General features: G+C 71.3%; 13 protein-coding genes. 2 read left to right on the top strand and 11 right to left on the bottom strand.

Annotated elements, in window-relative coordinates; translation table 11 throughout:
- Positions 1-3: 3 nt before the first annotated feature.
- From atpF to AAFX79_05625, 4 genes are all read right to left on the bottom strand, one after another.
- The gene (gene atpF / locus AAFX79_05640) at positions 4-636 is read right to left on the bottom strand and encodes a F0F1 ATP synthase subunit B (protein ID MEO1008027.1); all 633 of its coding nucleotides are present in this window, start codon (positions 634-636) and stop codon (positions 4-6) included.
- Between the two features lie 54 nt (positions 637-690).
- The gene (locus AAFX79_05635; GenBank protein ID MEO1008026.1) at positions 691-966 is read right to left on the bottom strand and encodes an ATP synthase F0 subunit C; all 276 of its coding nucleotides are present in this window, start codon (positions 964-966) and stop codon (positions 691-693) included.
- 113 nt (positions 967-1079) lie between these two features.
- A complete protein-coding gene (atpB, locus tag AAFX79_05630) occupies positions 1080-2060 on the bottom strand; it encodes a F0F1 ATP synthase subunit A (GenBank protein MEO1008025.1) in 981 nt (326 codons plus the stop codon).
- Entirely contained in the window at positions 2060-2524 is a 465-nt protein-coding gene (locus tag AAFX79_05625) for a hypothetical protein (protein ID MEO1008024.1), read from the bottom strand. Before AAFX79_05625 ends, atpB begins: the two co-directional genes overlap by 1 nt.
- Positions 2525-2682: 158 nt before the next feature.
- Between AAFX79_05625 and AAFX79_05620 the strand changes: the two genes are divergently transcribed.
- Positions 2683-3612, top strand: coding sequence for a MoxR family ATPase (locus AAFX79_05620; GenBank protein MEO1008023.1), 930 nt, complete (start codon positions 2683-2685; stop codon positions 3610-3612).
- Between the two features lie 88 nt (positions 3613-3700).
- Here the strand turns inward: AAFX79_05620 and AAFX79_05615 are convergent, their stop codons facing one another.
- The 6 genes from AAFX79_05615 to AAFX79_05590 form a co-directional block, all read right to left on the bottom strand.
- A complete protein-coding gene (locus AAFX79_05615; protein MEO1008022.1) occupies positions 3701-6532 on the bottom strand; it encodes a GC-type dockerin domain-anchored protein in 2832 nt (943 codons plus the stop codon).
- Between the two features lie 198 nt (positions 6533-6730).
- Positions 6731-9880, bottom strand: a complete 3150-nt coding sequence (locus AAFX79_05610; GenBank protein MEO1008021.1) for a hypothetical protein — start codon at positions 9878-9880, stop codon at positions 6731-6733.
- On the bottom strand, positions 9870-11099 hold the full coding sequence (locus tag AAFX79_05605) for a DNA repair exonuclease (protein MEO1008020.1): 1230 nt from the start codon (positions 11097-11099) through the stop codon (positions 9870-9872). Before AAFX79_05605 ends, AAFX79_05610 begins: the two co-directional genes overlap by 11 nt.
- The gene (locus tag AAFX79_05600; protein ID MEO1008019.1) at positions 11092-12270 is read right to left on the bottom strand and encodes a hypothetical protein; all 1179 of its coding nucleotides are present in this window, start codon (positions 12268-12270) and stop codon (positions 11092-11094) included. Before AAFX79_05600 ends, AAFX79_05605 begins: the two co-directional genes overlap by 8 nt.
- A gap of 13 nt (positions 12271-12283) precedes the next feature.
- Positions 12284-12952: a hypothetical protein gene (locus AAFX79_05595; protein MEO1008018.1), complete on the bottom strand. Its 669-nt coding sequence runs from the start codon at positions 12950-12952 to the stop codon at positions 12284-12286.
- A gap of 28 nt (positions 12953-12980) precedes the next feature.
- Positions 12981-13988, bottom strand: coding sequence for an MBL fold metallo-hydrolase (locus AAFX79_05590; protein MEO1008017.1), 1008 nt, complete (start codon positions 13986-13988; stop codon positions 12981-12983).
- Between AAFX79_05590 and AAFX79_05585 the strand changes: the two genes are divergently transcribed.
- On the top strand, positions 13987-14892 hold the full coding sequence (locus AAFX79_05585) for a GNAT family N-acetyltransferase (GenBank protein MEO1008016.1): 906 nt from the start codon (positions 13987-13989) through the stop codon (positions 14890-14892). The two genes, AAFX79_05590 and AAFX79_05585, sit on opposite strands and share 2 nt — an antisense overlap.
- Before the next feature lie 7 nt (positions 14893-14899).
- Here the strand turns inward: AAFX79_05585 and AAFX79_05580 are convergent, their stop codons facing one another.
- Positions 14900-16384 (bottom strand): FG-GAP-like repeat-containing protein, encoded by a 1485-nt coding sequence (locus tag AAFX79_05580; GenBank protein MEO1008015.1) that lies wholly within the window; start codon positions 16382-16384, stop codon positions 14900-14902.
- Between the last annotated feature and the right edge of the window lie 265 nt (positions 16385-16649).

The raw sequence follows: 16649 nt of genomic DNA, 5'->3' as shown, positions 1-16649 counted from the left end.
CGGCTAGTTGTTGGCGGCCTGGCGACCGGCCTCGAACTCGCTGAGGACCTGCTCGACGAGGCGGGCCTGGTCCTGCTCGTTGACCTCGCGCTCCAGGATGCGGCTGGCCATGATGGTGCTCAGCCGGGCGAACTCGGCGTAGAGCTCGTTGACGGCGACGCGGCGGGCGGCGTCGATATCGCGTTGGGCCCGCTCGCGCATCCTGTTGAGCTCGGCGTCGGCCTTGGTCTTGAGGTCGGCGGCGAACTCCTGCTGGCGGGCCTTGGTCTCGGCGAGGATGCGCTGGGCCTCGGCCCGGGCCTCGGAGAGCTGGCCCTCGTAGCGCTCCCGCATGGCCTCGGCCTCGGCCAGGGCCCGCTTGGAGGCCTCCAGGCCCTCGAGGATCTTGGCGTCGCGATCCTCGAGGCCCTTGGAAATCGCCGGCCAGGCGTACTTGGAGAGCAGGAAGAAGACGACGCCGAAGGTTAGGAGGGCGGCGATCATCATCGGCACGCCCTGCTTGATGCCGGGGATGACGGTGCCCTTCTCGCCGTCCTCGGCCGCCAGCGCGATCGCCGGCAGCGCGAGGGGGACGGCGACGGCCGCGGCCGACGCCCACGGGATGGCTCCCAACGACATGGTTCCTGGGCGGGGCATGGCGGCCTCCTGGGCGCACGCCGCCCGAGTGCGGCGTGCGCGGCGGTAACGCTGTTAGCGGATGAGCACGACCAGCAGGCCCACCAGGGCGCCGACGAGCGTGGCACCCTCGATCAGGCCGGCAACGATGATCATGTTCTGGCCGATGGTGCCGCCGGCCTCGGGCTGGCGGGCGATGGACTCGACCGCGCCCTTGCCGACCAGGCCCAGTCCGATGCCGCCGCCGATGAGGGCGATGCCGGCACCGATGGCCGCGAAGCCGTAGTGGGTGGGCACGGCGGCCGCCTCGGCGACCTGGACTTCGAGGGGCGCTTCCTGGGCGAGGGCCATCGCCGGCAGGAACAGGGCCATCGCGATCACGGCAAGGGCGAAGCTCTTCAACGTCATGGGTCTGTCGTCCTTTCTCGAATCCTCATCCGGCCCCGCCGGAAGTGCTCAGGGGTTTACGCGGGCTGCGCCGCGGAAGGTACGTGGGTGTCGTGCTCGTGGGCGTGGTCGCCGTGGTGGTCCAGCAGGCTAATGAAGACCGCGGTGAGGAACATAAAGATGAGGGCCTGGAGGAAGCTGACGAAGACCTCCAGCACGAAGATGAAGACGGCCATGAACAGCACCGGGATCCACAACGGGATGGCCACGATGATCCCGAGGCTGGTGGCGCGGGCGATCAGCTCGACGAAGACGAACATGACCGCCAGGAGGATGTGGCCCGCCGTCATGACCGCGAATAGACGCAGGGCGAGCGCGATGGGCTTGATCAGCGTGCCCATGATCTCGACCGGAACCATGATGGGCCACAGGTAGACCGGGGTGCCCGCGGTGAGGTGCTTGGCGTACTCGCCCACGCCCAGCCGCATGACGCCGGCGATGTTGATGACCAGGCCCGCGACCAGGGCGAGCCCGCCGGTGACCCAGATGCTCTGCGTCGCGGTGCCGCCGAAGGGGGCGATGTGCAGGTCCTTCCACTTCGGTCCCGAGGCCAGGCCGGACTCGACCGCGTAGAAGTTGATGAGCATGTTGATGTCGAGCAGCGGGATCATGCCCAGCAGGTTGTTGATGAGGATGAAGAAGAAGACGCACAGCAGGAAGGGCAGGAAGCGGTCGGCCCGTTCGCCCAGCACCGGGCGGATGAACTGGTCCCGCAGCGCGACGATGAGCACCTCGACCATGGAGGCGAACTTGCCCTTGGTGAGGTAGGCCTGCTCGCCCTGCGTGCTCGGCCCGGTGCGGATGCGCTTGGCCACGAACATGCCTAGCAGCAGCATGAGCACGCCCGAGATGAGCAGGTTGGCGGTTGCCGACGACCAGATCCACCAGCCGCCGACGTTGAGGAACGGGTGGACCACGATGTGGTCGACGGGGCTCGGCACGCCGCCGGCCTCGGCGGCGGCGAGCATCGGCGCGAGGAACTCGGCGCTCAGGGGCATCAACGCGGTCCTCCGGGCAGTGCGCTCGTGGCGCGTGTCGGGTGGGTCGCGATCGCGCGGGCCGCCAGGACGGAGTCGGCCGCGACGCCGGCGACGCCGCCGGCGACCAGGCCGATCCACAGCGGCATGCCGGCGTCCGGCATCGCCAGGGCGGCGGCGGCGGCCGCAACGAGCAGCAGCAGGTTGCGGGCGGCCGAGAGCACGAGCCACGAGAAGCCGGCCTGGGCGGGTCGGTAGGGACCGGTGAGGGCCGCGACCCCCGCGGCGGACAGCCAGCTGAGGGCCATGAGGACGCTTGCCGCGGACAGGGGCATGTACAGGGCCTTGGCGTCCGCGGTGAGCCCGTTGGCCAATCCGTAGATCAGCACGGCTGCGGCCGCGGCGGCCACCGAGATCGCGACGCCCACGGCCGTCGCGCGGACGCCGTAGAGCGCGATGGACTCGGTGGAATCGGCCGTCTGCACGCGTCCCTCCGCCCGAACGGGGCCCTCCCCCCGACCGGCCGGCCGGAGGGGCGTAAGGGTAGCGGGCATGGTGCCCTGCGGCGAGTCTCTCGGAGCCTTCTCCTCGCGTACGCTCCGCCTCTGCGGGGCCCTGGGGGACCGCCGGCGAGGAGGTATGCATGGCCGATCCGATCGCGGCCCTCCGCGAGAACATCGCCTCGGTCTTCCTGGGCAATCCGGCGGCGGTGGATCGGGTGATCCGCACGATGCTGGCCCGGGGTCACCTGCTCATCGAGGACGTGCCGGGCGTGGGCAAGACGGTGCTGGCCAGCGCCATCGCGCGCAGCGTGCAGGGCGAGTTCTCCCGCGTGCAGATGACCCCCGACCTGCTGCCCAGCGACATCATCGGCGTGAGCATCTTCGAGCGGGACACGGGCGAGTTCGTGTTCAAGCGGGGGCCGGTCTTCGCCAATGTCGTGCTGGCCGACGAGATCAACCGGACGACGCCCCGGACGCAGACGGCGCTGCTCGAGGCGATGAGCGAGGCGACCGTGAGCGTCGACGGCGTGTCCTACGCGCTGCCCCGGCCGTTCATGGTGATCGCGACGCAGAACCCCTACGAGTTCGAGGGCACGTACCTGCTGCCCGAGAACCAGCTCGATCGCTTCCTGATGCGCTCGCGGCTGGGTTACCCCGAGCCCGCGACGGAGCTGCGGGTGCTGCAGAGCCGGCCGGCGCGCAACGCGCTGCCGACGCTCGAGCCCGTCATGGACCTCGACACGCTCTCGGAGCTGCAGTCCCGCGTGGACGCGGTCACGGTGGACGATCGGATCCTGGAGTACGTCATCGCGATCGCGCGGGCGACGCGCGCGTCGCCGGATCTGCGGCTGGGGCTGTCGCCGCGCGGCTCGCTGGCGCTGACGCAGGTGGCGCGGGCGACTGCGATGATCGCCGGCCGGGACTACGTGATCCCCGAGGATGTGCTCGAGAACGTGCCGTACGTGTGCGCGCACCGGATCATCGTGCGGGGCGCGATGGAGCAGGCCGACGGCGGCGAGGCCGAGGCCATCCTCGAGCAGCTGCTGCAGACCGTCGAAGCCCCGACCTGATCGCAGCGCCGATCACCTGCAAAAAAGCGGGGCGGCCCCTGGGGCCGCCCCGCGTGTCGCATTAGCGTTGCTGCTGCTGGCGAGTGTTCTACGGGCAGCCCGCGTCGAACTCGTTCTGGAAGGCCAGGAAGTCGAAGATGGTCAGCGCGCCGTCGCCGTCGAAGTCGGCGGCGAGATCGCCCGAGTCGAAGGCGTTCTGGAAGGCCAGGAAGTCGAAGATGGTCAGCGCGCCGTCGCCGTCGAAGTCGGCTCGGCAGCCGGTGGAGTCGGGCTCGCCGACGAATACGTCGTCGATGTACCACTGGTCTGTGGCGTCGCTGCCCGGGGCGCGGAATCGCAGGCGGAAGGTCTCGCCGTAGCCGTCCAGCGGCAGATCGATGGTGTGCTGCACGAACTCGGTCTGGTCGCTGCCGTCGGAGACGACGGTGGTCAGCTCACGCCACTCGTCGAAGAAGGTGCTGAAGTACTCGGCGACGAGGGTCTCACCGGCCTCGACGCCGCGGTGCTCGCTCCAGAAGCTCACGTCAACGTTGGGGCTGAGGTCCAGCGGCACGTTGATGCGGTTGGAGGCCAGCAGCGGCTCGTTGGCGATCAGGATGCTGTAGGGCTCGCTGGGCGGGTTGAAGCCCAGGGTAGTGGCGATGATGCTGCCGCTCAGCTCGATCCACTTCTCGCGATCGACGTCGGCGTCGGGCACCTGGTCCTCGAAGGGCAGCTCGAAGGCGGCGGCGAGGCCGTCGACGCCCTGGGCGACGAGCGCGAAGTCGACGTCGCGAATGGGCGTCTCGCGGTGGCCGTCGCGGTTGATCTCGGCGGCGATGACCTCGACGGTCCAGGTGCCGGCCTCGGGCGACTGCACGAAGACGTTCTCGACCGTGTCCACGTTGTTGGCCGAGCCGCCCGGATCGCTCCAGATGCCGGTATCGAGGCCGACGTTGCCCCAATAGACGCTGCCGTCGGGCGCGGTGACCCGCAGGTCGAGGTTGTTGATGCGGTGGACGGTCGACGAGGTCGTGCCGTTGGGGTCCGACCAGGTCAGGGTCACGCGGAGCTGGTCCTCGCCCGCGGGAACGACGAGCGGGTAGGTGGCCGTGTCGAGTTCCTCGAGGATGTCGGTCTCGTCGACGACGAAGAAGGACTCGCGGCCGTCGTACATCTCGCGGAGGTCGGGCATGCCCCAGCCCTGCTTCACGCGGCTCTTGTCCGAGCTCGGGCTGCTGAAGGCGTAGGGGTCGGCGGTGTTGATCATCATCGCCTTGGCGGTGCTGAATCGGGCCCGCTCGTCGAAGACGTCGCCACCCGAGACGGGGTTGCCGAAGATGCCATCGGCCCACATCTGGAAGAACAGGCCGAAGTGGCCGGCGACGATGGGCGTGGCGCCGCTGGTGCCGCCGAACTCGGTGTAGGCCCCCGTGCTCGCGCTCGTGGCGGCGCGGGTGAACTCGTAGAAATGTGTCAGGTCGGGCTTGATGCGGCCGTCGGAGGCAGGGCCGATGCTGGCGCCGCTGCACCAGCAGTCGTCGGACTTGGACAGCGTGTTGCGGTGGACGACGCCGCCGACGGACACGATGTTCTTGGCCCAGGCCTGGGGCCTCGACTGGCGGCTGCCCTGGTTGGACTGCGATTGGGTGATCAGGATGTCGTTGTCGAAGATGATGCGGTCCATCTCCGATGTCGTCGTCGAGTAGGAGGTGGTCAGGCCGCTGCCCCAGCTGTTGCTCTGGAAGACGGCGCGGAACGTGCCCGTGGGGATGACCAGCTCGCGCGTGTGCACGTAGCGGTTGCCCAGGCCGAAGTAGCTGGCGAAGATGCCGCGGCCATCGGGGAGCATGCCCTTGGCGGCGGGCGACACGCCATCGGCGAACACGATGCTGTAGGTGGCGGTGCCGTGGCTATCGACGCCGGTGCCGGTGTGTAGCACGGGTGGCGGGTCCTGGAATTCCTGGTGGGTGCGGAGGATGCCGCTGTCCATCACCTCGCCGCTGACGCCCGCGCCCGTGTAGCCGGCGACCGAATCGAGGTAGGCCGCGCCGCCGATGGAGCGGGCGATGTTCATGTCCGTCTCGGGCGCCGCCCAGTGGTCGACGAAGTGCACGTTGCCCAGGCGGACGATCGAGAGCAGCTGGTCCTGGGTGAGCGAGGCCTCGAGGCGGCCGGTCTCGGGCACCTCCAGGTCGACCGCGCCGCCGGCCTGCGCGACGGCCTGGGTCGCAGCCAGCATGGCCTCGGGGCCGTCCTCGAATAGCTCGATGGAATAGCGAACGGGCGGATCAACGAAGCTCGAGACGCCGCCGCCCAGCACGAACTGCTGGAGGATGGGCTCATCGAGCTTGTACGCCGGGTGGAACGGGCCGACCCAGCGGACGATGTCGAGGTCGGCCACCCGGTCCCGCGCCGCGTCGTCCATGCGGACGATGCGGGCGTGGTCGGCGAGGTGGCGGACGACGATGGCGCCGGCATCTTCGAGCGCGGCATCCGCGGCGGCGACGGGCTGGCCGATGTACTGCACGATGTATGCATCGTGCTGCTCGTCCGCTGCGAGCATCGCGGGCACGGCGGGCACCGCTCGACCGGGGTCGAACTCGGCGTACCGCAGGCGGATGGTGTCGCCGTCTACCGAGACGCGGTCGACGCTGCGTCCGTCGCGCGCAACCGCCGAATAGCCGACGGTGCCCGAGGCGGTCCGCTCGGTCCACGATACGAGGACGGCATCGCTCCCGGGCACCGCTACGGCGCGCAGATCGACCACGTCGGCCGGCGTGCTGCGGAAGGGGGCGCCATCAAGCGTCAGGGTCGAGATGGCGTCCTGGGACTGGACGGCGACGAGGTCGTCGCTCGCCGCGAGCGCCGCGGGAGCGCAGGCGAGCGCGAGGCCGCAGGCACTGGCGATGCGGCGGGGCGTGTGGTGGGTCCTATTCATTTCCGTGCATCTCCCCGAGGTTTTCGGGCTTTAGGTCTTGTATTCGTCCGCATCGGCCCGGCCGACGCAGGGCGGAGCGGGTGGATCTCTGCGGAATGCACAACCGTGCTCCGGGCCCGAGGCTTCCCCTTCCGAGCCATAGATACCACCGGATGCATCGTTTGCCAGCTGAAGCAGCGGGCCGGGCAACCGAAGGGCTTACGCCGGCTGCGGCCGGAGCGCTTCGGGCTTGGCGTGTCCGAATGAAAACAGAACATCGATGAGATGGCCGATCCTGGCCGCCAGGCGGGCGTTATCGGCGTGCTCGGGGGGCAGCGCCTCGCGGAGGACGGCATCGCGATCGAGTGGTTCCCCGAGGGGCAGCAGGCCCTCGGCGCGGAAGTAGGCCTCGAGGTCGGCGATCTTGGCCTTGCGGAAGCCCTTGGTGCGTTCGTCCCGCTTCGACCGCAGCTCGGTGAGCAGGGCGTCCGCGGAGCCTCCGAGTTCGGCGGCCAGGTCGGCCAGGTCCTGGGCGTACGTCTCGGAGATCGCCGGGGCGGCGGCGATGTCGGCCACGGTCAGCGGCCGGGCGCGACCCCGGCGCCAGGCGCACATGGCCCGCCGGGCCGTTCGTGCGGCGATCGCGGCGCCGGCGTGCCCGCCCGCCTCGCCCCGGACCGCCGCATCGGCGAGCGCCCCCGCCGTGCGGATGCCGCGGCGTGCGAGTTCGGCGTAGGCGTGCAGGTCGTCGCGCAGCACATAGAAGAGGTCGATCGCGGCGTCGGGCGCCCAGGGATCGAGCGGCGCGACGCCGGCGAGCCGGGCGTATTCCTCGGCCGGCAGGTCCGCGGGCGACGGGGCGGCCTTGGGTTCGGCGAGCATCGCGGGCTGGAGCGCTCGTGCGGCCTCGTCCGTGCGCACCGCGTCGAGGTCGAGCTGCGCGGCGTCGAGTTCCCGCTCGGCGGCGACGGCCAGCAGACGCCGGGCGTGGGCGGGCTCGCAGGTCAGGTAGAGGATCTGGCGGCCCGCGCCGGCGAGATCCGCCAGCAGCGCGGCGACGGCGTGGAAGCGCTCGTCGTCGGTGGTCGCGAGCGGCTCGTCGAGCACCAGGGGCAGCGGGCGGCACCCGGCGTCTCGCTCGGCGTTGATGGCGTGCGCGACGCGGAGGGCGAGCAGCACCTGCGCCCGCGTGCCGCTGGACAGTGCGGTGTCCGCGACGGCGTGCCCGGTGCGGACGTCGACTACCGCGGGCTCGCCGTCGCCTCCGGCCCGCAGGCCGTACGCCCCGCGGGTGCATCGGCGCAGCAGTCCATCGGCGTGCTCGACGATGGGGGGCAGATCGTCGCGGCCGAGCGCCGAGAGCGCGGCGTCGAGCAGCAGCCTCCGCGCGGCGCGGCCGGACTCTTCCTCCAGGAGCCGCTCGAGCGCGGTGTCGGCGTGGTCGACGGCCAGGTGCGCGTCGCGGAGCCGCTCGCTCGACCCCGCGAGGCGGATGCGCTCCTCGATGCCGCCGATGCGGCCCCGGAGTTCGTCGGCTTCGCCTGCGGCACCCTCCGCGGCCCGTAGCTCGGCGGCGAGCGCCGCGTCGTCGGCCTCGAGCAACGCTGGGTATTCACGCAGGGCGCGATCGGCGGCGTCGATCCGCGTTGCCAGTTCCGTGCGCTCGCCGTCGAGCGTGCGGGCCCGATCGCGCTCGCGGAGCCACTCGTGCAGCTGCGGCAGGGTGTCGGGCGTCAGGCCCAGTTCGTCGAGCTCGGCCGCGAGCGCCTCCTCGTCGCGCGCGGCGGCGTCGCGCGCGGCTTCGGCGGCATGCTCCGCCTCGGCGATTATCTCGGTCTCGCGTGTCCAGCGGCGCTGCCGCTCCCGTAGCTGCGCCACAGAGGCGGCGATGTCGGCGGCGGAGTTCGGCGCAGCGTCGAGCGTGCTCGCGAGCGCTGCGGTCGCCCGCTGGAGCAAGCCACCGAGTTGCTCAGACTGGTACTCGTCGGCGGCTCGAGCAGCGAGTAGTTCTTGGTGTGCCCGGTCGGCCTCCGCCGCGCGGCGTGCCGCCACGACGAGCGCGAGCGTCGATGCAAGCTCGCGATCATCGCCGGCCAGTCCCCGCAGTTCCGCCTCTGCATCGGCAAGTTCGCCGCGGGCCTGCTCGAGCGATGCACCGGTCTCGGGCTCCGTGCGGGGGCGGAGGTTCGCGGCTAGCCAGGCCATGGCGGCAAGGCCGGCTATGGCGGCGGCCATGGCGATCGCATTTCCTGCGAGCACCGCGAGCACGAGCAGTGTCGCGAGGGCGAGGCACGCTGCGCTCGCGGCCGGCCACGCGCCGGGTCGTACCCGCTGCGTGCGCGGCGATTCGGCCCCGGCGATCGCTGCGACGCGGTGGCGCGCATGGTCGACGCGCACGAGCGCATCGTCGATCTGGTCGAGGCGTTCGCTCGACATCGGTGACGCATGCGCAGCTGCATTCGGCTCACGCTCTGCGATGCGGCGGCGGGTCTCGGCGATCTGCTGCTCGAGGGCGACGGCGTCCTTGTGGTGCTCCCCCAGCAGGGCGATGGGGCCGTCCGGCACGCCGCCCTCGGGCACGCCGAGGGATTCGAGCCGCTCGCGAGCGGCCGTGGCGCGCCCGTCGGCGTCCGCGGCGGCCCGGCGATTCGCGTCGATCCGCTGGCGTCGCTCGTCGAGCCGGCGAACCTCGTCGCCGCGGACGCGGAGGGCCCCCGCGGGCAGTGCGGCGAGCTGCGCCTCGACGGCCTCCAGGCGTCGCTGCAGGCCGAGCCGCTGCTGCGCCTGCTCGATGGCCGACCGGCGGTCGGCCTTGCTGCGGGCGGCGTTGGCATCGCGGCGGAGCGTTGCAAGCTGGTCCTGCTGGTGCATCAGCTCGCGGGCCTCGCGCTGCGCATCGCGGAGGTGCTGCGCGGCCCGCCGGTGGCCGGCGATCTCGGCGCGGCCGATCTTCGGCCGCTCGGCCGCTGCGTTTCGCAGCGGCGCGAGGTCGTAGCCGCCGCGCAGCTCGCGGGCCATCGCGGCGCGGATGGAGGCGTCGGTGTCGCCGTCGGTCCACAGCGCATCGATGCCGATGGCGATGCTGCGGCCGACGTTGGCCCTTGGCATCCGCGGGGTGGCGGGCCGCCAGCCGGCGGCGACGGGCGAGATCGAGGAGGTGAACGTGGTATCGTCCTGCGCGAGCACCAGACGCGCCGCGACGGCTGCGTGCCGCTCGGGCCACATCAGCAGCCGGATGGCGCGCGCGAGCGTGGACTTGCCCGCCCCGTTGCGGCCCAGCACGACCGTGAGTGCGGGGCTGAGGCCCTCGACGGAGAACGGCCGATCGATGCCGGGGCTCGCGTCGATGTCGACGCGCTCAATCCGCATGGCCGTGAGGTCCATCGTGCTGGCCAACGAGTTCTGCGAGGAGATCCTCGGCGGCGGCCTCGAGCGCAGCGCGGGCTTCGGGCCTCGGCGCGTCGGGGGCGATGCGTTGGTGGAGGGCCGCGAGCGCATCGGCGGCGGACCGCTCGAGGTCGGCTGCGGCGCCGCTCCGGATGTCGCCGAGCAGCGACGCGAGGCCGCCGGCCACGGACGGCTCGCCCGCGAGCGCCTCGACGTCGACGGCGGGCCGCACGCGGCAGCGGACGCGATCGAGGAACACCTCCGCGGAGCCCGCGCGCCAGGGCTCGCCCAGGGACTGCGCACCCGCCGCGTCCGCGAACGCCCGCCACCAGGCACTGCGTCCAACGAGCGTGATGCGCAGGCCGACGGCTTCGGCGTTCGGCACCACGGCGACGGCGTCGGCGGCGTCCTGGTGGATGGCACGAGACAGATCGTCGGGGTCGAGCTCGGTGCAATCGAGCGAGCGGTGCAACCACGCGAGCGGCGCGATGGGGGCGTGCTCCGCGGCGACGCGCGCGCCGCATCGGAGAGTCCACGCGCCGAGCGGGCCGTGTTCGCTGGGATCCAGGCCGCAGGCGCCGCCCAGGTAGCCGACGGGCCGTGCGCGGGCGAGCCCGTCGAGATCGGGCTGGTGGATGTGGCCCAGCAGCCACGCGTCGGCGGGTGCGGCGTCGAGCTCGGCCGGCGGCACCGGCGCGTAGCGGCTGGCGTGGCCGCCAACGTCGGCGTGCAGCAGGCCGATGCGCAGGACGTTGCCCCGGGGTGGGACGCCGGCCATCGGCGAGTGATTGACGTGCGTGTCGGGAAAGCTCCAGCCGAGAATCTCGACGCCCCGGCCGACCTCCCGGCGCTCCCACGCGCCGTTGCGGCCGAGCAGGTGCAATCCCGGGATGGCGTCCGCGAGCCGGGGGAGCACGTGCGCGTCGTGGTTGCCCGCGACGGCAATCATGGGGATGCCCGCGAGCGTGTCCGCGGCGGCGGACAGCGGCCCGAGCACCTCGAAGTAGGCGGTGTCGTCGTCGACCACGTCGCCGGCGAGCAGCACTGCGTCGACGCGCTCCTCTCTCGCGAGGCGGACGATGCTCTCGAGCGCGCCGAAGGGCCCGAGCCGGCGGGACCGATCTCGGAGGGCCTCGGGCAGGCTCGCGATGGGCTTGCCCAGGTGCAGGTCGCCGACGGCCAGCAGCGTCGCCTCAGCCACGGGCTGCCCCAGCGCGTCTGCGGAGGGCGTAGGTGGCGAAGGCGGCCGCCAGCAGCACCCCGATGCCCAGCGGCAGCCACTGCTCTTCCTTGGCGATGAAGCCCGCGGCGAAGGCGGCGGCCGCCCCCGCGAGCGCGGGGACGATCACGAGCCAGGCCTTCGCGGGCAGCGGGGGCAGCCGCAGCGCGGTCGGCAGCATCGATAGCAGCACATAGGCGGGGAATAGCAGCCCGTAGGCCGAAAGGAAGACGTAGTAGAGGATCCGCCCGGGCGACATGCCGGCGGCCCACGTCGGCGACTCGGGCAGCAGGGACATCGCCACGAAGGCGGCGCCGGCTAGCAGCATGGCGACGATGAGCCCGCTGGCGTGCACCGCGGCCTCGCGGGTGTGCACGCCCATCGTAAAGGCCGACTGCACCGCGAGGTGGGCAAGCACGTAGGTGCCCGCGGCCAGCGCACCGGTCACCAGCCCGCTCGCGTAGAGCACGGTGCCGGCGATCATCGCCGCGAACGGCCCGAAGAATCCGAAGGCGAACGCGACGCGGCCGCCTGCGACGGTTGTCTCGCTGCGGGCGCGCAGGAAGGTGGCGTCGAGGTAGGGGCAGCATGCGAAGCCCAGCGCGCACGCCGGGGCGACGAAGAGCAGGTCCTCGCCGAAGAAGTCGAACGCCGGCTGGCTCCAGGACGGCTCGCCGCCCTCGATCACGAAGCCGGCCAGGAGCGCGACGCTCGCGAGCCAGACGAGCGCCGCGAGCGTCGTCAGGACCCGTCCCGTTCGTGCGATGACGCAGGCTGCCGTGCCCAGGGGCACCGCCGCCAGGATCGACCATTGGAGCGAGGTCCGGGGCGTCAGCAGGGTGAGCAGCACGAAGAGGTGGAAGGCGATCGTGACGATCGAGAACACGCGGACCATGGCCGAGTGCCGCTCGCGGAGCCGATCGGCGGCGCGGGTGTCCCGCAGCACGAAGCCCATGGCGGCTGCGCCGGCGGCGTTGGGCACGAAGAAGACGAGCAGCGCCCACCAGCCGTAGTCCAGCAGCATGAAGGCCGGCAGCACCATGCCGATGACCCAGGTCCACGAGACGGCGAGATAGAAGCCCCAGCCGAGCGGGCCGATCCATCGGCCGAGCGGCGACGATCGCGTCCGTGCGTTCGGCGTGGCGTTGGGCATCCGTGCGGCTTCGCTACTTGAGGCGTCCCTTGGTGCGCTGGTGGGCCTTGGGGGTGACGTGGAAGGTCGCCGACGCGACGCCGACGCGCTTCTCCTTGTCGGTGGGGCGGCGGATCTGCTGCACCACGTTCATCTTGATGGTGATGTTGAATTCCTTGCCGCCGGCGACCAGGGCCTCGATGTCCTCCTCGGGCTCGATGCGGTAGACCGCCGGCCCGAGGCACGGGCGGAGGAACTTGTACTCCAGGTGCTTGCAGACGACGGTGTAGTCGGCGCCGCAGACGCCGAAGATGTACGAGCCGCCGGCGATCTCGGCGTTGCCCAGCAGCGCGGCGCCGGCCATGGCGTTGTACCAGTTGCGGTTGAAGCGGCGGAAGGGCAGCACCGCCTGGAAGGTCGTCGAATCGACCATCTTCATGCGGATGCCGCTGTGGAAGGCGTAGGGCAGCCAGATCAGCGAGCACACCCGCCGCCAGAAGTTGTTGCGGGCGCTCAGGCGGCTGACGAAGGCCTCGAAGCGGACCCACAGCGACCGCTTCTTCTTGCGGGTGCGGCCGCCGCGGGCCTCACGCGTCCGGGACGGCTCGGGCCTCGGCGGCGCATCGGGGGCCTGCGGAGGACTCGCCGGCGCGTGGGGCGCGTCCTGCGTCGCGACTGCTGGGCTGTCCGCCGTGCGGGGCATGTTCGATGGTAGCAGCGGGGGCGGGAAGTCAGCCGCCCGCCGGATCGAGGCGGAACCAGCCCCTGCCATCCTCAGCGGCGGTCTTCCAGGGGTCGCCCGGCTCGTGGTCGAGCAGCAGCGTCCACCCGCGCTCGACGGCCTCGCGGAGGAACCAGCCCTTGGTCACCATGCTGGTGTAGGGCTCGACGTCGTAGGCGAGGCTGTACGCCTTGCCGACGTGCCAGGCTGTGGGCACCAGGTCGCTGGCGAACACGATGGTGCGGCCGGCGTCGTCCTCGAAGGCGACCGCCTGCTGTCCCCACGTGTGCCCGGGCACCAGGAAGACGCGCAGACCGGGGGCGATCCGGGTCGTGCGACGCTCCCAGGGCAGCGCGGGCCGCTCGTCCTTGTGGGGGACGCGGCCCGGCTCGAATGGCCTCGGCGAGTCGTGGCGGACGACCTGGCCCTCGATGGGAAGCAGGTGATCGCGGTAGTAGGTGCGGGTCATCACGGCGTCGTTATCGATCGCCGTCCGCCACTCGCGGGCCTGCACGTGGATCTTGGCGTTGGGGAAGGTCCGCCGCACGCGGAGGGCGTCGCCCGAGACGATCCGGCCGTCCTCGGCGGACCAGTGGGGCTCCTCGCCCGGGCGGACGCGGCGGGTCAGGCCGCCGGCGTGATCGAAGTGCAGGTGGCTGACGACGACGTCGTCGATCTGGTCGGGATCGCCACCAGCCTCGGTGAGCGCCGTCTCCACGGTGCGGCCGTCGAGCCCGAAGATCTCGCTCATCTTGTGGTCGAGCTTGTCGCCCGTGCCGGCCTCGACGACGATCTGCCTCGGGCGGCCCAGGGCAGGATCGTCCGCGGTGCCCACCAGCCAGAGGCAGTTGTGCTGCAGCTCGACGCGGTGGCGATCGTCGACGGGCACGTTCTTCTCCCACAGCACCCGGGGGATGATGCCGAACATGCCGCCGGCGTCCAGCAGCAGCCGGCCGGCCCGCAGCAGCGTGCAGCGGTAGGTCATGTGCGGGATCTCGCCGGGCGTATGCTGGGGCATGCCGCAGGCTAGCCCGAGCGATGCCGCGGGGGCCAACGCGCCACCGTTCGCCGTGGACCCGGTCCGCTGCATGCGGCTGGACGAACTCCGCCAGGCGAAGGCCATCGGCGACATGGCCGAAGAGGTCCGCCCGCTCAAGACCGGCGTGCTGCTGCACACGCGGGGCGTGCCCTGGATGTGCAAGGCGGTGGCGTGCGATCTGGACGAGCCGCTCACCAAGGACGACTTGCGGGAGATCGTTGCGTTCTACCGGGAGCGCGGGACGCCGCCGTGCCTGGAGCTGACGGCGTACAGCCACGAGGACACGCTGGCCCGCGCCGCGGAGGCGGGGCTGGTGCTCGCCGAGGTCGAGCACGTGATGGCGTGCCCGCTGGAGAACTGGTCGCCGCCCGGGCGTCTGGCGAGCGGTCTCGGAGGCATCTCGATCGAGATCGCCGACAAGGCCGATGCCGCCGCGATGCGGGCGCTGGCAATCGTGATGCTGTCGGGCTTCCCGGCACCCGGCAGCGAGCCCGGGGCGATGCCGTCCGAGGCGATGATCACGTCCGCCACCGACAGCTTCACGCACCCGCGTTCCACGCCGCTCGCCGCCACGCTGGACGGCGGGCTCGTCGGCGCGTCGGGCATGGAGGTGGTGACGCTCGATCCCTCAACAGCAGCCACCCCCGGCCAGCGGCCCGCGGGCGTCGTCGCGCTCTGGGGCACGACCGTGCTCGAGGACGCGCGGCGGCGGGGCGTCCAGCAGGCTCTGATTGCCGAGCGGCTACGGATCGGCCGCGAGCGGGGCTGCGAGGTCGCGATCATCGAGAGCAAGCCGGGCATCCCGACGGAGCGGAACGCGGCGCGGCTGGGATTCCAGCTGAGCTACGTCAGGCTGGTGTTGCGGGACCGGTCGCCGGAGTAGGTGCGCGCTACGGGCAGCCGGCGTCGAAGGCGTTGCTGAACCCCAGGAAATCGAACAGCGTCAGGCTTCCATCGCCGTCGAAGTCGGCCTGGCAGGGCACACGCACCGCGATCACCGCCGCCTCGCTCGCGGCGCTGCGGAAGGGGTTGGTGACGACTACGTCGTAGCTCGCGACGTCCTCGACGGTGGCGTCGATGGTGAGCGTGGGCGTGTTTGCGCCCGAGACGCCGCCGCCGTCGACGAGGTCCACGCCGTCGCGCCGCCACTGGTAGCTGAGCGGCGGGGTGCCGCTCGCGACGACGCTGAACTCGGCCACGCCCCCGCCGGCGGGCAGCAGCACAACGGGCGTCGGCTGCGTTGGGAAGGAGGGCGACGTGAAGCACGTGGCCAGCAGCACGCTCACGTTATCGCTGAAGCTGTTCCCGACGACCAGATCGTTGTCGCCGTCGCCGTCCAGGTCGCCGATCACCACGGCCGCGGGGTCGCGATCGGCGGGATAGACCACCTCGCTCCCAAACGTGCCATCGCCGTTGTTCAGCAGCACGCTGATGCCGTCGCCCTCGGGGTCAGACATCCCCGAGAAGTTTGCCGCGGCGAGGTCGATATCGCCGTCGCTATCCAGGTCGCCGATGGCCACGTCCCGGGGGAAAATGCCGACTTCGTATCGCACTTGCGCCGCGAAGGTGCCATCCCCGTTGTTCAGCAGCACGCTCACGTCGCCGCTGAACAGGTTTCCCGTGACTAGGTCGTTGTCGCCATCACCGTCCAGGTCGCCGATGACCACGGATTCGGGATTGGAGCCCGCGGCGTAGCTCACATCGGGTCCGAACGTGCCATCCCCGTTGTTGAGCAGGACGGTGACGGCGTTGTTCACCGCGGCCAGGTCGAGGTCGCCGTCGCCGTCCAGGTCGCCGATCGCGATCCGCGCAACACCAAAGCCGGTGCCGAACACCACCGGGGGCGCGAAGGTTCCGTCGCCGTTGTTCAGCAGCACGACATTCGACGCGGCCAGGTCGTTGTCGCCATCGCCATCGAGGTCGCCGATCGCCACGGCTTCGGTCGAGCCGGGCATGGCGTAGAGCACATCGGGCGCGAACGTGCCATCCCCGTTGTTGAGCAGCACGCTGAGGTTCTCGCTGGTCCGATTCGCGGTGACCACGTCGTTGGCACCGTCGCCGTCCAGGTCGCCGATCGCAACGACGATGGGCTCGTCGCCCACGCCAATGGACACCGGCGGCGCGAAGGTGCCGTCCCCGTTGTTGATCAGCACGCTGACGTTGTCGCTGGCCCGGTTCGACGCGACCACGTCGTTGACACCGTCGCCGTCCAGATCGCCGATCGCGATGTTCCGGGGGTCGTTGTCCGCGTCGTAGGACACTGGTGGCGCGAAGATGTCGCTGGGGTCGCAGTCCTGGGCCAGCGCGGCCCCGGTGGGTACGGCGAGCGGCAGGGTGAGGGCCAGCGCGGCCACGGCGGGGCAAGTCTTCGGCATTGTCGACTCCTCTCGCGAGCAGGATAACAGAGCATGCCCTTCGCTGCAATCGCGATGTGGATGGGCGGGCGTGCCCGCGTGAACGGACGCCCCGAGGGGCCGGCCGGACATGAGATCCGATCACCCTGTTGTGACCGCCGGCGTGCGTTCCGGGACGGGCGGTGCGGTTCGTGCGTCCCGCGTGCTTTGTAGATTGACGTCCCGGCGGATCCACTCGCGTGCATTCAACGCGGGAGCGACGTTGCGGACTCGTTGATGCGCAAGC

It is taken from the genome of Planctomycetota bacterium (assembly GCA_039819165.1).
GTDB lineage: Bacteria > Planctomycetota > Phycisphaerae > Phycisphaerales > UBA1924 > JAHCJI01.
Note: the sequence above shows the minus strand (reverse complement) of the source record. Positions and strands in the feature narration are given on the sequence as shown.

Coding starts and splice junctions, on each gene's coding strand:
- atpF (MEO1008027.1), bottom strand. CDS start 636: ATGCCCCGCCCAGGAACCATGTCGTTGGGAGCCATCCCGTGGGCGTCG.
- AAFX79_05635 (MEO1008026.1), bottom strand. CDS start 966: ATGGCCCTCGCCCAGGAAGCGCCCCTCGAAGTCCAGGTCGCCGAGGCG.
- atpB (MEO1008025.1), bottom strand. CDS start 2,060: ATGCCCCTGAGCGCCGAGTTCCTCGCGCCGATGCTCGCCGCCGCCGAG.
- AAFX79_05620 (MEO1008023.1), top strand. CDS start 2,683: ATGGCCGATCCGATCGCGGCCCTCCGCGAGAACATCGCCTCGGTCTTC.
- AAFX79_05615 (MEO1008022.1), bottom strand. CDS start 6,532: ATGAATAGGACCCACCACACGCCCCGCCGCATCGCCAGTGCCTGCGGC.
- AAFX79_05610 (MEO1008021.1), bottom strand. CDS start 9,880: ATGCGGATTGAGCGCGTCGACATCGACGCGAGCCCCGGCATCGATCGG.
- AAFX79_05600 (MEO1008019.1), bottom strand. CDS start 12,270: ATGCCCAACGCCACGCCGAACGCACGGACGCGATCGTCGCCGCTCGGC.
- AAFX79_05595 (MEO1008018.1), bottom strand. CDS start 12,952: ATGCCCCGCACGGCGGACAGCCCAGCAGTCGCGACGCAGGACGCGCCC.
- AAFX79_05585 (MEO1008016.1), top strand. CDS start 13,987: ATGCCGCAGGCTAGCCCGAGCGATGCCGCGGGGGCCAACGCGCCACCG.
- AAFX79_05590 (MEO1008017.1), bottom strand. CDS start 13,988: ATGCCCCAGCATACGCCCGGCGAGATCCCGCACATGACCTACCGCTGC.
- AAFX79_05580 (MEO1008015.1), bottom strand. CDS start 16,384: ATGCCGAAGACTTGCCCCGCCGTGGCCGCGCTGGCCCTCACCCTGCCG.